Origin of the sequence: Azospirillum sp. (assembly GCF_035627195.1) — a bacterium.
GTDB lineage: Bacteria > Pseudomonadota > Alphaproteobacteria > Azospirillales > Azospirillaceae > Azospirillum.
In genome coordinates this window covers 1-13394 of the sequence record NZ_DASPMG010000306.1, presented here as the reverse complement: position 1 = coordinate 13394, position 13394 = coordinate 1, and the positions used below count along the sequence as shown (strand labels likewise).

General features: G+C 70.7%; 12 protein-coding genes and 1 pseudogene. 8 read left to right on the top strand and 5 right to left on the bottom strand.

From position 1 onward, the window contains the following. Positions 1 to 1753, bottom strand: a pseudogene (locus VED21_RS27905) (ATP-dependent DNA helicase); the annotation flags it as partial. A 108-nt stretch (positions 1754 to 1861) separates the two neighbouring features. Between VED21_RS27905 and mtgA the strand changes: the two are divergent. Further along, positions 1862 to 2533, top strand: coding sequence for a monofunctional biosynthetic peptidoglycan transglycosylase (gene mtgA / locus VED21_RS27900; protein ID WP_324888255.1), 672 nt, complete (start codon positions 1862 to 1864; stop codon positions 2531 to 2533). Here the strand turns inward: mtgA and VED21_RS27895 are convergent. Beyond that, on the bottom strand, positions 2530 to 3330 hold the full coding sequence (locus VED21_RS27895) for a rhomboid family intramembrane serine protease (protein ID WP_324888253.1): 801 nt from the start codon (positions 3328 to 3330) through the stop codon (positions 2530 to 2532). The two genes, mtgA and VED21_RS27895, sit on opposite strands and share 4 nt — an antisense overlap. A 150-nt stretch (positions 3331 to 3480) precedes the next feature. Between VED21_RS27895 and VED21_RS27890 the strand changes: the two genes are divergently transcribed. Further along, a complete protein-coding gene (locus VED21_RS27890; RefSeq protein WP_324888251.1) occupies positions 3481 to 4551 on the top strand; it encodes a calcium-binding protein in 1071 nt (356 codons plus the stop codon). 22 nt (positions 4552 to 4573) lie between these two features. On the opposite strand, the gene VED21_RS27885 is transcribed toward VED21_RS27890, so the two are convergent. Beyond that, positions 4574 to 4699, bottom strand: a complete 126-nt coding sequence (locus VED21_RS27885) for a hypothetical protein (protein WP_324888249.1) — start codon at positions 4697 to 4699, stop codon at positions 4574 to 4576. Between the two features lie 12 nt (positions 4700 to 4711). Next, on the bottom strand, positions 4712 to 5038 hold the full coding sequence (locus VED21_RS27880) for a multidrug efflux SMR transporter (RefSeq protein ID WP_324888247.1): 327 nt from the start codon (positions 5036 to 5038) through the stop codon (positions 4712 to 4714). Positions 5039 to 5185: 147 nt separating this feature from the next. Here VED21_RS27880 and VED21_RS27875 point away from each other — a divergent pair, with 147 nt between their 5' ends. The 5 genes from VED21_RS27875 (at position 5186) to VED21_RS27855 (ending at position 11633) form a co-directional block, all read left to right on the top strand. Next, on the top strand, positions 5186 to 6364 hold the full coding sequence (locus tag VED21_RS27875; protein ID WP_324888245.1) for an HD-GYP domain-containing protein: 1179 nt from the start codon (positions 5186 to 5188) through the stop codon (positions 6362 to 6364). Positions 6365 to 6444: 80 nt separating this feature from the next. Then, on the top strand, positions 6445 to 8007 hold the full coding sequence (locus VED21_RS27870; protein ID WP_324888243.1) for a lysine--tRNA ligase: 1563 nt from the start codon (positions 6445 to 6447) through the stop codon (positions 8005 to 8007). Positions 8008 to 8338: 331 nt separating this feature from the next. Further along, positions 8339 to 9202 carry a hypothetical protein gene (locus VED21_RS27865; protein WP_324888241.1) on the top strand — a complete coding sequence of 288 codons (864 nt, stop codon included), beginning with the start codon at positions 8339 to 8341 and terminating at the stop codon, positions 9200 to 9202. A gap of 47 nt (positions 9203 to 9249) precedes the next feature. After that, a complete protein-coding gene (locus VED21_RS27860) occupies positions 9250 to 10575 on the top strand; it encodes a DUF2336 domain-containing protein (protein ID WP_324888239.1) in 1326 nt (441 codons plus the stop codon). Next, entirely contained in the window at positions 10572 to 11633 is a 1062-nt protein-coding gene (locus VED21_RS27855; RefSeq protein ID WP_324888237.1) for a phytanoyl-CoA dioxygenase family protein, read from the top strand. Before VED21_RS27860 ends, VED21_RS27855 begins: the two co-directional genes overlap by 4 nt. 64 nt (positions 11634 to 11697) lie before the next feature. Here VED21_RS27855 and VED21_RS27850 read toward each other — a convergent pair whose 3' ends face one another. Next, positions 11698 to 12159, bottom strand: coding sequence for a hypothetical protein (locus VED21_RS27850; protein WP_324888235.1), 462 nt, complete (start codon positions 12157 to 12159; stop codon positions 11698 to 11700). 254 nt (positions 12160 to 12413) lie between these two features. Between VED21_RS27850 and mdh the strand changes: the two genes are divergently transcribed. Next, positions 12414 to 13382: a malate dehydrogenase gene (gene mdh / locus VED21_RS27845; protein WP_324888233.1), complete on the top strand. Its 969-nt coding sequence runs from the start codon at positions 12414 to 12416 to the stop codon at positions 13380 to 13382. The last annotated feature ends 12 nt before the right edge of the window (positions 13383 to 13394 follow it).

The window sequence follows — 13394 nt, the reverse complement described above, 5'->3', positions numbered from 1 at the left end:
CGAGGCGCTGGGACAGTTCCTCGATGGGCTCGCCCAGGCGCTTCAGCGCCTCGTCCAGCGCGGCGGCGGCATCCAGCAGGCCTTCCACGGGGTGGCCGGTATCGGCCTCCAGGCTGTAGGCGCCGCCCTGCCCTTCCGTGCGGGCATAGACCTGCCGGCGCGCCAGCAGCAGGAAGCGCTCGGTCGGGCCGGTCGGGTTCTCGGCGCCCAAGCGCGGCTGCCAGCCCTCGCCGGGCAGGACGCGGGCGCCCATCAGCACGGCGTCGAGCAGCGCCTGTGCCTGATCGTCGCCGGCCACGAGGTCCTCGACGCGGCGCTTCAGGCCGCGCGCCCGGCCGCGCCCGTCCTCCACGCCCAGCAGCCAGCGGCGCAGTTCGTGCGTCTCGCGGCCCGTGAGGTGGCCGCTGAAGGCGTTGTCGGCGGCGTCGAAGACGTGGTGCCCCTCGTCGAAGACATAGCGGGTGGGCAGGCCGATGTCGTCGCCACCGCCCAGCGCCGCCTGCACCATCACCAGGGCGTGGTTGGCGATGACCACGTCGGCCTTGCGGGCGCGGCGGACGCTCTTCTCGATGTAACACCGGGAATAGTGGTCGCAGGCGGAGAAGATGCACTCGCCGCGCCGGTCGGCCATGGCCGCCGTGCGCCCGCGGCCCAGCAGATCGACCAGCCAGCCGGGGAAGTCGCCGCCCGTCAGGTCGCCGTCGCGCGTCGCCGCCGCCCAGCGCGCCATCAGACCCACCGCCACCGCCGAATGCGGCTGGCTGGGCAGGGCGCGCACGGCGTCCTCCAGATTCAGGAGGCACAGGTAGTTCTCGCGCCCCTTGCGCACCACCACCTTGCGCGCCTTGGTGGCGGGGTCGGGATAGAGGCGGTCCAGCTCGGCGTCGATCTGGTGCTGGAGGTTGCGGGTGTAGGTGGAGATCCACACCGTGCCGCCGTTCTTCTCCGCCCACACCGTGGCCGGGGCGAGGTAGCCCAGCGTCTTGCCCACGCCCGTTCCGGCCTCCGCCAGCACGACGTTGGGTGTCTGCGGCGCCGGGCGGGGGGCGAAGGCGGCGGACACGGCGCTGGCGTAGTCGGCCTGCTGCGGGCGCGGCTCGGCCACCTTGCCGGGGACGGTGGCCGTCAGCATCTCGGCGAGGCGGCGGCGGGCCTCCTGCGGGTCGACGGGATTCTGGGCGGGCGGCGGCTCGGGCGCGCCCTCCTGCCATTCCTTCAGGCGCGTCCACACCTTGAAGCCGGCGAAGCTGCGCCCGCGCTCCGGCCCCTCCGGCTTCTTCAGGGCGGCCAGCACGGCCGGCGCCCAGGGCCAGCCGCCGCGCCCCATCTCCCAGGCGATGGAGACGGGGTCGGACGGCTCCTCCCGCCACGGCTCGGCGAGGTTGCCCAGCAGGCGGCGCGCGGCGCGCTGGAGCGCCAACGCGTCGGCCTCCAGCCCCTCCGGGATGGGCAGGTCCAGCGCCTCCGCCAAGCCGCGCGGGGTGGGCACGCAGAAGCTGGCGGGGCGGACGAAGGCGAACAGCTCCAAGAGGTCCAGCGCCGGGAACGGCTCCGACGCGCCCAGCCGGCGGGCCAGGGCGCGGGCGTGGCAGACCAGCGGCACCTCGCGCCGGACGCGGATGGCGGCCTGGGCCGGTGTCAGCTCCTCCACCTCGCCGTCGGGGGTCAGCCACACCACGTGCCGCGCGCCGGCGACGACGGCCGGGGCTTCTTCGGGCGACAGGACGGGAGACGCGGACGGGGACGGGTGCATGACGATGCAGTATAAGGACCGGAGGGCGCCGGTTCGACTCCCGCCGCCAGCCCCACCTCTAGCATTTTTTCCGGGCCTGACGATGCAAATCCTACCGAAGGCGGTTGCATGCGCCGGCTGATCCGCGCGCTGGCCTGGACGGTGCTGGCGCTGGCGGGGTTCAGCGTCGCCTGGGTGCTGATCTACCGCGTGGTGCCGCCGCCGGCCACGCCGCTGATGCTGATCCGCGCCGCGGGCGGGGCCGGGCTGGAGAAGGACTGGACGCCGCTGGAGCGCCTCTCCCCCCACTTGGTGCGCGCGGTGGTGGCGTCTGAGGACACGCTGTTCTGCGCCCATTCCGGCTTCGACTGGGCCGCCATCGAGGACGCGCTGGAGGACAACGAGGAGGGCAAGCGCCTGAAGGGCGGCTCCACCATCAGCCAGCAGACCGCCAAGAACGCCTTCCTGTGGCCCGACCGCACCTGGATCCGCAAGGGCATGGAGGCGTACTTCACCGCGCTGGTCGAGCTGTCCTGGCCCAAGCGGCGGATCATGGAGGTGTACCTGAACGTCATCGAGTGGGGCGACGGCGTCTATGGCGCGGAAGCCGCCGCCCGCACCCACTTCCGCAAGGCGGCGGCCGACCTGACGCGGCGGGAGGCGGCGCTGCTGTCCGTGCTGCTGCCGAACCCAAGAAACTGGACGCCGGCCACGCCCTACGTTCAGCGCCGCGCCGGGGTGATCGAGCGGCGGATGGCGGTCGTGGACCGCGACGGGCTGGCGGGGTGCGCATTGCCTTAAGGCGGATCGCCCCACGGCCCTCGGCCGCTGCCCGCGCTCGGCACGCTGCCGCGGCGGCGCACGGCCTCGGCGGGCGGCATCGTCGAGAACGCCTGGCTGTGCGCGGGTTGCAGCACCGCCACGCTGGGGCGCTTGAAGAAGGGGATCAGCACCACGCCGGCCACGAAGCCGCCGACGTGCGCCCAGAAGGCGACGCCGCCGTCGTCGCTGGTGGGGGTGGACACGCCGCTCCAGATCTGGCCGATGAACCAGACGCCCAGAACGATCAGCGCCGGCACGTTGATCACCGTGACGAAGATGATGATCCACATCAGCACCCGCACGTTGGCTTTCGGGTGCAGCACGAGGTAGGCGCCCAGCACGCCGCCGATCGCGCCGCTGGCGCCGATCATCGGGACCTCGGAGGCCGGGTTGGCGATGCTCTGCGCCATCGCCGCGGCCGTGCCGCACAGCAGGTAGAACACCACGAAGCGGCCGCGCCCCATGCTGTCCTCCACGTTGTTCCCGAAGATCCAGAGGTACAGCATGTTGCCGATGATGTGCAGGAACCCGCCGTGCAGGAACATGGAGGTGACGACCGACGCCCAGGCCGGCGCCACCTGCAGCTCGCGCGGCAGCTCGGCGTATCCGAACAGCACCGCCGGGATCAGGCCGAAGGAGAAGACGGCCATCTGCTCGCCCCGGCCCCCCAGCGAGAGTTGCCAGGCGAAGACCAGCACGCACAGCGCGATGATCGCCATGGTGACGATGGGCGTGCGGACCGTGGGGTTGTCGTCGTACAGCGGGATGAAGAACATCGGCGGTGACCTCGCTGGGTTCCGTGCCACCCACCTTACCAGAGGCGTAGGCCATGCTGTGACGATTTGGTGACCGCCCTCGGTCGAGCTTCACGCCGCACGTCCCGTGCACCACATTGGCGCCGACAACAACCTGGAGGGATTGCGACCATGGCCATTGCGGCCACCGCTTTCGGCGATTTCAGCGCCACCATCGGTCCCAACGGCGGCGTGACCGTCATCGGCACCCGCGGCACCGGCTCCCCCGCCGTGCCGAACGACGCCAACCTGTCCATGACCATCACCACCCCGTCCGGCCAGGCCGTGACGGTGGAGGGCAACTCGCTGGTGATCGCCAGCTACGGCACCGGCACGGTCACCGTGTCGAACGGCAGCAGCACCGTGGTGGCCAGCGGCGACGCCAGCCTCGCCACCGGCACCGCCAACGGCACGCTGACGCTCAACGCCGCCGACGGCATGACGCAGACCGTCGCCGGTTCGCTGTCCATCAGCGGCGGCACCGTCACCGCCACGCTGGACGCCAAGCCGAACGAGGTGGGGGGCGGCGCCACGCTGGTGCTGGACACCACGGCCCGCACGATCACCATCACCACCGAGGACGGCGCCACCCAGACCTTCGACCTCGCCGCCTTCACCGGCCGCGCCGTCGCCGGCACCAGCGGGGCCGACCTGCTGAGCGCCACCATGGGCGACGACGTGGTCGCCGGCCTCCAGGGTGCCGACACGCTGTACGGGAACGAGGGCAACGACGCGCTGTACGGCAACCAGTCGGACGACCTGCTGTTCGGCGGCCAGGGCAACGACCTTCTGTTCGGCGGGCAGTCGCAGGACACCGTGCAGGGCGGCGCCGGCAACGACGTGCTCTACGGCAACATGGCGAAGGACAGCCTGGACGGCGGCGACGGCGACGACGCGCTGTACGGCGGCCAGGCCGAGGACACGCTGGTCGGCGGGGCCGGCAACGACACGCTGGCCGGCAACCTGGGCAACGACCAGCTGACCGGCGGCCTGGGGGCCGACACCTTCGTGCTGACCGGCACCCCCGGCAACGAGACGATCACCGACTTCGACGCCGCCGAGGGCGACCGCCTGTACGTCACCCAGGGCGCCACGGTCACCGTGGGCGCCGAGGCCGGCAACGCGATCGTGCTCGTCGGCGGCCACAAGGTGACCCTGCTGGGCGTGGCCACCGTGGACAGCGGCTGGATCGTGTCGATCTGACCGGACGCTACGGCCGGGGGGCTCATGCTCCCCGGTCGTGGCAGTCGTGCGGGGCGATCTCCTGATCCGTCCCCACGTTGCGCCGCCGGCTGGCGCGGACCAGCAGCACGATCACGACGGCCAGCGCCAGCATTCCCAGCAGTTCCATCGCCACGCCCTCCTACGGCGCCCCGCTCTCGGCGAGGCGCAGGCTGACCACCCCGGCGACGATCAGGGCGATGCCCGCGAGCTTCATCGGGCTCGCCGATTCGCCGAACAGGGCGACGCCGATAACAGCCACCACCGCCGTGCCCACCGCCGACCACACCGCATAAGCGATGCCCACCTCCATGGTCTTCAGCGCCTGCGCCAGCATGGCGAAGGCGACGGCGTAGCACGCCACCACCGTGACGCCGGGTCCCAGGCGCGTCATGCCGTCGGACATCTTCATCGCCGTGGTGCCGACGATCTCGAAAACGATGGCGACGGACAGATAGATCCAACCCATGGGGTCCCCCCAGCCGGAAATGCCGCCCCACCCTGACGAAGCGTATCGCCGGGGGCAACTGTCTCCGTCCCGTCACAAATCCGCAGAACGGCCGCAACACATCGACCGTAGTGTCGCGGCTCCCGCAATTTCGGATGGCGACCCACGATGCCCGCGCCGTTGCCAGAGCTGGACGCCCAGTACGACGAAGAGCCGGCCGACACCCTTCTGGGCGGCGGATCCGTCGCCGAGAAGTTGCGGGCACTGCACGCCGAGATGCGCGCCCTCCCCCTGCTCTCCGGCATCGACCGCATCGCCGCGGCGGTGTACGAGCCGAAGGAGGGCACGGTGAAGGCCTTCGTGCACTCCAACGACGGGCCCAACCCGCTCGGGCGCTATACGGCCCGGCTCGACGCGCATCCGGGGCTGGACGCGGTGGCGCGCGACGGCCGGCCGCTGGTGGAGAACGACCTGCAAGCAGCATCGCGCATGGACTTCAAGGCGGTGCCGCTGGTGCGCCACGGCTACCGCGCGCGCTGCGTGACGGCGGTGCAGTGGCAGGGCACGCTGTACGGCTTCCTGTTCTTCAACTCCTTCCAGCCCGGCTATTTCACGCCCGCGGTGCTGGAGGCGCTGCGCCCCTTCCGCCGCATCGCGTCGCTGATGATCGCGCACGAGCTGTCGACCCTGCGCGCCATGCTGGCCGCCGTGCGCACGGCGCGCGCCATGAGCCTGTTCCGCGACCAGGAGACCGGCGGCCACCTGGAGCGCATGGCCCGCTATGCCCAGCTGATCGCCCGGCGGCTGGCGCCGGTGCGCGGCCTGTCCGATGCCTTCGTCGAGTACCTGTTCCAGTACGCGCCGCTGCACGACGTGGGCAAGGTGGCGGTGCCCGACCGCATCCTGCTGAAGCCCGGCCGCCTGACGCCGGAGGAATTCGCCGTCATGCAGACGCACGTGGTGCGCGGGCTGGAGATCGTCGAGGCGATGCAGCGCGACCATGGCCTGCACCGCCTGCCGCACGCCGACCTGCTGCGCAACGTTATCGCCTGCCACCACGAGGCGGTCGACGGCTCCGGCTACCCGCACGGCCTGACGGGCGAGGCGATCCCGCTGGAGGGACGCATCACCACCGTGGCCGACGTGTTCGACGCGCTGACCAGCGAGCGCCCGTACAAGGCGGCGTGGAGCAACGCCCAAGCGCTGGATTACCTGCGCGCCCACGCAGGATCCAAGTTCGACCCGGCCTGCGTCGAGGCCCTGGCCGCGCGCATGGACGCGGTGGAGGCCATCCAGGCCAGCTTCCGCGACGAGCCGCAAGACGAGCCGTCCGAAGAAGCGGCGTAATAGCCGCCGTTGACGTGTAGGCCCGTCCGCCCTAGGGTCCGGCTTTCCGGAAAAGTCCTTAGAGTAAAGGGTCTCGGGCGATGACGAGCGAGCGGGAACTGGCGTTGCAGGCGAAGGCGTGGCCGTTCGAGGAGGCGCGCAAGCTGGTCGCGCGCTTCGCGAAAGCCCCGCCGGCCAAAGGCTATGTCCTGTTCGAGACCGGCTACGGCCCGTCCGGCCTGCCGCACATCGGCACCTTCGGCGAGGTGGCGCGCACGACCATGGTGCGCCAGGCGTTCCAGCGCATGTCCGACCTGCCGACCCGGCTGTTCGCCTTCTCCGACGACATGGACGGGCTGCGCAAGGTGCCCGACAACATCCCTAACAAGGAGATGGTGGCCCAGCACCTGGGCAAGCCGCTGACCAAGGTGCCGGACCCCTTCGGCACGCACGAGAGCTTTGGCGCGCACAACAACGCGCGCCTGCGCGCCTTCCTCGACGGCTTCGGCTTCGACTACGAGTTCCAGTCCTCGACCGACTGGTACACGTCCGGGCGCTTCGACGACGCGCTTTTGAAGGTGCTGCGCCACTACGACGAGATCATGGCGGTGATGCTGCCGACGCTGGGCGAGGAGCGGCAGCAGACCTATTCCCCCTTCCTGCCGGTCTCGCCCTCCACGGGCCGCGTGCTGCAAGTGCCGGTGCTGGAGCGCAACGCGGACGCCGGCACCATCGTGTTCGAGGACGAGGACGGCCGACGTGTCGAGGTCCCGGTCACCGGCGGGCACGTCAAGCTGCAGTGGAAGCCCGACTGGGGCATGCGCTGGTACGCGCTGGGCGTGGATTACGAGATGTCCGGCAAGGACCTGATCCCCTCGGTCGAGCTGGCGGGCAAGATCGTCAGGATCCTCGGCGGCACGCCGCCCGAGGGCTTCAATTACGAGCTGTTCCTGGACGACAAGGGCCAGAAGATCTCCAAGTCCAAGGGCAACGGCCTGACCATGGAGGAGTGGCTGGCCTACGCCCCGCCGGAGAGCCTGTCGCTGTACATGTTCCAGAAGCCGAAGACGGCCAAGCGCCTGTACTTCGACGTGATCCCGCGCGCGGTGGACGAGTACGTCGCCTTCACCTCCAAGTTCCCGGCGGAGGAGCCGGCCAGGCAACTGGAGAACCCGGCGTGGCACATCCATGACGGCAAGCCGCCGGCGGTGCGCGCCGACCTCAGCTTCGGCCTGCTGCTGAACCTCGCCGGCGTGGCGAACGCCGAGACGAAAGAGGTGATGTGGGGCTTCATCAGCCGCTACGCCCCCGACGCCACGCCGGAGAGCAACCCGCTGCTGGACACGCTGGCCGGTTACGCCGTGCGCTACTACCAGGACTTCGTGAAGCCCACGAAGCAGTACCGCGCCCCCACCGACGCCGAGCGCTCCGCCCTGGAGGAGCTGCTGAAGCGCCTGGACCTGCTGTCCAACGCCAAGGCCGAGACCATCCAGAACGAGGTGTTCGAGGTCGGCAAGCTGCACGGCTTCACCGAGCTGCGCGCGTGGTTCCAGGCGCTGTACGAGATCCTGCTGGGCCAGACGACGGGGCCGCGCATGGGCTCCTTCATCGAGCTGTTCGGCATCGAGGAGACGAAGGATCTCATCCGCGCGAAGCTGGCTTAGGCGCGCGAAGCTGGTGTAGGGCGCGGCCCGTCGTCGCACCCTATGACGTCCGTGCACCGCACCTATACGGAATTGGTATTACCACCTCGGTCCTTCGAACCACTAAGTATCTCGCAGCTACGGCACACGGTGCCGTGCGTTTCCTCCCTTATCTCGGGCCGCCGACACACCCGTCGGCGGCCTTTTTTTTGCCTGCGTGACGCCCTCTGTGATGGCCGTCACAGTGCTCCTGCGGCGGGAAAGATAAAATGCACGGCAAATGCAAGCCTCTCTCCTCCGGCGGCCAACGACCCTGCCGCCCGCACCGCAGCCGAGACGACGGGACGAGCGCATGGCCGACACGTCCAACACGCCGCCGTTCGTGCGCCACCACCGCACCGCCCGCGCGCTGGTGCACACGCTGCACGAGGCGCTGGCCCCGCAACTGGTCACCAAAGGTGCCCTGACACACGAGGAGTTCGCCCGCGCCTTCGCCCGGCTGATGGAGGAATGGCCGCGCGTGCTGCCGCTGTTCGCCCGCACCTGCCGCACCTGCACCGCCGGGCGGATGGAGCAGCCGCTGCCACCGCCCGGCTTCCGGGCCGACGAGGCGGAGGGGCGGCGGCGCGACTACGTCACCCGGCTGATGTTCTCCACCATCCTCGCCAACGTGCCCGAGGCACAAGACCCGATCAGCGGCGCCGTCTTCCCGCGCGTCGCGGCGCCGGGGTTGCAGGCCCACCTCAACGCCCTGTTCTACGAGAAGGAATGGGAGGCGATGAACGCCGACGCGCTGAGCATCTTCGCGCAGATCGGCACCGACCGCGACGAGGAGATCTGGGCGCGCGTCCACCGCCACGCCACGCTGCCGGTGTTGAGCGACGCGCTGTACGTGCGGGTCATGCTGCGCTTCAAGCAGTTCGCCTTCCAGCGCCAGTCCTTCATGCGCCGCATGGTGCAGGTGCTGGAGAACCGTCGCTTCACCTTCACGGAGGAGCACTTCAACGCACTGTTCGCCGCCCTGTTCGACCATCTGCGCGAGGAGATCAGAACGGAGTTGGGCCGCGCGCGGGTCGACGTGCGCTACGGCGACGAGACGTCCGGCGCCCTGATGCGCATCTTCGCGGAATTCGACAAGGCGCGCGAGGATCGGACACGCCCGATCCGCGGCATCGGCGGCGCCATGCGCCCCATAACCAATCGCACGACGCGATGACGGCGCATTAGCCGCTCTTTAACCGGGTGGGGGTTCCGATAGCCCCGATGTCGAAGAGGCCATCATCCCTGGCGCGGCTGCGGCCGCCCGCCACCCTGGACCAGCCCCGGCCCGATCCCGGCCGCACGGAGGCGCTGGCGCGCGACACCGCGCGCGCCCTGGCGCATGCCCATCCCGTGCGCCTGCTGCCCGGCCCGGCCGGGGGCCGGGTTGATGGCAGGGTTGATGAGGGCGTGGAGCCGGAACTGCTCGACTACCTATTTGACGGCCCGGCGGAGCCGGCCCCGGTGAATCCCGGCCGCCCCAACGCCGGCCGCGAGGTGGGGCGCGTGCTGGCCGAATCCCGGCTGGCGGGCTGGGGCGACGACAGCGTGCGCGCCGTGCTGGCCACCAAGCTCTGCCGCCTGCTGCCCGACCTGCCGCCGGACGGGCGCGACACCGTCACCCAGGTGGCCCTGCGCGCGCTGGAGCAGTTGGCGCGCGACCACGTGGCGCACGTGCGGGCGGCGCTGGCCTCGGCCATCAAGGACATCGGCTGCGCGCCGCCCGCGGTGGTCCAGCGCCTCGCCCGCGACGTCGAGCGCTGCGTGGCGGAACCCGTGCTGCACTGCTGCGCCACGCTGACCGACGCCGACCTGCTGGCGATCATCGAGGGCCAGCCCGCCACCTGGGCGCTGTCGGCCATCGCCGGCCGGCCGCGCGTCAGCGCGCCCGTCTCCGCCGCCATCGTCGACACCGGCGACACGGCCGCCGCCGGCGTGCTGCTCGACAACAGCGGCGCCGTCATTCCGGAACCCTCTCTGGAGCGGCTGGTGGAGGCGGCGGCGGAGCGCCCGGCGCTTCAGCCGCGCCTCGCCCGCCGGCCGGCGCTGCCGCCGCGCCTCGCCGTGCGGCTGGCCGCCTTCGTCGACCAGTCGGTGCTGGAGATGCTGCGCGGCCGCCCGGACTTCGACGACGCCACCGCGGCGGAGATCGCCACCGCCGTGCGCCGCCGCGTCGACTGGATCGAGGAGCGCGACCCGGCCGAGCCGCCGGAACGCCGCGCCGTGCGCCTGCACCGCCAGGGCCGCCTGGACGAGACCAGCATCGGCGACGCGCTGTCGTGGAACGAGGCGGCGTTCGTGCGCGCCGCCCTGGCGCTGTGCGCCGTGGTGCCGCCCGCCATCGTGGACGCCATCCTGGACGCGCGCGACGCCCGCGCCGTCACCGCGCTGGTCTGGCGCGCCGGCTTCTCCATGCGGTGCGCCATGCAGGTACAGGCGGTGGCCGCCGGCATCCCGCCGCGCGCCATGCTGAACGCCCGCCAGGGCACCGCCTTCCCCCTGACGCCCGGCGAGATGACGCGGGCGCTGAAGAGCTATGGGGTCGCATGACCGTCCTGGAACGCCCGCCCATCACCGATCCCCCCATCGCCGACCCTGCCGAGGTCGGCACCCTCGGCGTCGTGCACCTGAAGCGCCTGTGGTCGCGGGCCATCACCCACCCGCGCGACGACACGCCGGAGACCAGGGCGCGCGAATGGCGGGCGCTGAACCTGCTGTTCAGCGGCCTGGAACTGGGCATCGAGGAAACGCTGCGCCACCTGGCATCCACCCGGCCGGGCTTCGAGGATTTCGAATCCTGGATCCTGGGGCGCAACGGCGGCGCCCTCGACCCGCGCACCGTCGCCCGCCTCAACGCCGCGCTCATGGGCGACGCGCCGCCGCCCGACGCGCAGGCGGAGATCGCCGCCGTCGACGCCATGCCGCCGGTGCTGAGCGCCGACGACCTCGCCCACTGGAAGGAGCACGGCTGGGTCATCCTGCACGACGCCATCCCGCCCGACGCCAGCCGGGCCAGCGCCGACGTGATCTGGCAGGCGCTGGACATGGACCCCGACGATCCCGCCACCTGGACGAAGCGTACGCCGGTGCAGCAGTGCGTGTTCGTGCAGCTGTTCCGCCACCCGGTGCTGGACGCCAACCGGCGCTCGCGGCGCATCCACAAGGCCTTCGCGCAGCTGTGGGGCACCGCCGACCTGTGGGTCAGCACCGACCGGGTCGGCTTTAATCCGCCGGAGCACGTGCAGGGGCCGTTTCCGGGGCCATTCCTGCACTGGGACGTCAGTCTGGTGCAGCCCATCCCGCTGGGGATCCAGGGGCTGATCTACCTGACCGACACGACGGCCGACCAGGGGGCGTTCGCGCTGGTGCCGGGCATGCACCGCACCATCGGTTCCTGGCTCGACTCGCTGCCGCCGGGCACCGACGCCCGCGCCCATGCGGCCGAGACCCTGGAGATGACTCCGATCGCCGGGAAGGCCGGCGACCTGATCCTGTGGCACCACGCCCTGCCGCACGGCCCCACGCCGAACCGCGCGGAGAAGCCGCGGCTGGTGCACTACGTGAAGATGTTCCCGGCGGATTTCGGCTACAACCCGGTGTGGGTGTAGGCACGCGAGAGGATCGCAGGTTGGGTTGAGCGCCAGCCAAAACCCAACCTGCGGATCGACGGGATCAATACGTCGTCAGCGGCGAACGCACGCGCGGGCCGCGCGGCGCGCTGTCCAGGGGGGCGGCCGGGGGCGTGTCGGCCGGGGCGCGGAACATCGCTTCCGGGTCGTCCATCGTCGGTGGCGTGACGATCTCTTCGGCGCTGTTCGGGTTGAAGGCGATCACCGGTTCCGTCAGCACCGCGCGGCAGCGCTCGCGCTTGGCGGCCTCGTCGGCGTTCGGGGCGCCGTCGAACGGCCACAGCGACAGCAGCCACGGCCCCTTGCGCTCCCAGGACGGCAGCGACAGCGCGGTGTAGTTGGACAGCGGGCGGCAATTCTGCGACGCCGTGGCCTCCGGAATGCCGGTCACCTGCGCCGCGGCAAGTGCGGCATTGTAGTCTGCGACAGTTTGTCCCATTCCCTGCGCAGGCGCGATCAGCACGGCCGCCAGGGCCAGCGTTGCTGCAGGTGCGAAGCGATTCATCGTGGAATTCTCCCATCGGCTTTCAACTCGGCCGACGCCGGCCGCCGAACGCGGTGCAGCGTAACCGAAGTTGCGTTTCTCCGGAATCGATATTCCGTTCCGGGTACGTACTCCCCGTTGCCCTTGCCCTGGGGATGGATTCGCGCTAGGAACCCGCCACGCATTCTAAGGGCGCTGGATCCCTACGAAAAACCCCATCCACCCGGTTCGCGCCCCCAGCGATTTGGGGGGCGGACCATTTCAGGGAACGCTCCATGGCACGCAAGAAGATCGCGCTCGTCGGCGCCGGCCAGATCGGTGGCACGCTGGCTCTCCTCGCCGCTCAGAAGGAACTCGGTGACGTCGTCCTGTTCGACATCGCCGAGGGCATGCCGGAGGGCAAGGCGCTCGACCTCGCCGAGACGGCCCCGGTCGAGGGTTTCAACGCCAAGCTCAGCGGCGGCAACGACTACTCGATCATCAAGGACGCCGACGTGGTGATCGTCACCGCCGGCATCCCGCGTAAGCCGGGCATGAGCCGCGACGACCTGATCGGCATCAACAGCGGCGTCTGCAAGACCGTCGGCGAGGCCATCAAGCAGTACTGCCCGAACGCCTTCGTCATCGTCATCACCAACCCGCTGGACGTGATGGTGTGGGTGCTCCAGCAGGCCTCGGGGCTGCCGCCGGAGCGCGTGGTCGGCATGGCCGGCGTGCTGGACTCGGCCCGCTTCCGCTACTTCCTGGCCGACGAGTTCAACGTGTCGGTCGAGGACGTCACCGCCTTCGTGCTGGGCGGCCACGGCGACACCATGGTGCCGCTGGTCCGCTACTCGACCGTCGCCGGCATCCCGCTGCCGGACCTGGTCAAGATGGGCTGGACCACGCAGGAGAAGCTGGACGCCATCGTGCAGCGCACCCGTGACGGCGGTGCCGAGATCGTCAAGCTGCTGAAGACCGGCTCGGCCTTCTACGCCCCGGCCGCCTCCGCCATCCAGATGGCCGAGAGCTACCTGAAGGACCAGAAGCGCGTCGTTCCGGTCGCCGCCTACCTGACCGGCCAGTACGGCCAGAACGACATCTACGTCGGCGTCCCCACGATCATCGGCGCCGGCGGCGTCGAGAAGATCATCGAGATCGAGCTGAGCGCCGAAGAGAAGAAGATGTTCGATCACTCGGTCGACGCCGTGAAGCAGCTCGTCGACGTCGTGAAGAAGCAGCAGGCTGAGAAGGCCGCCTCCTAAGGCGGCCTTTTT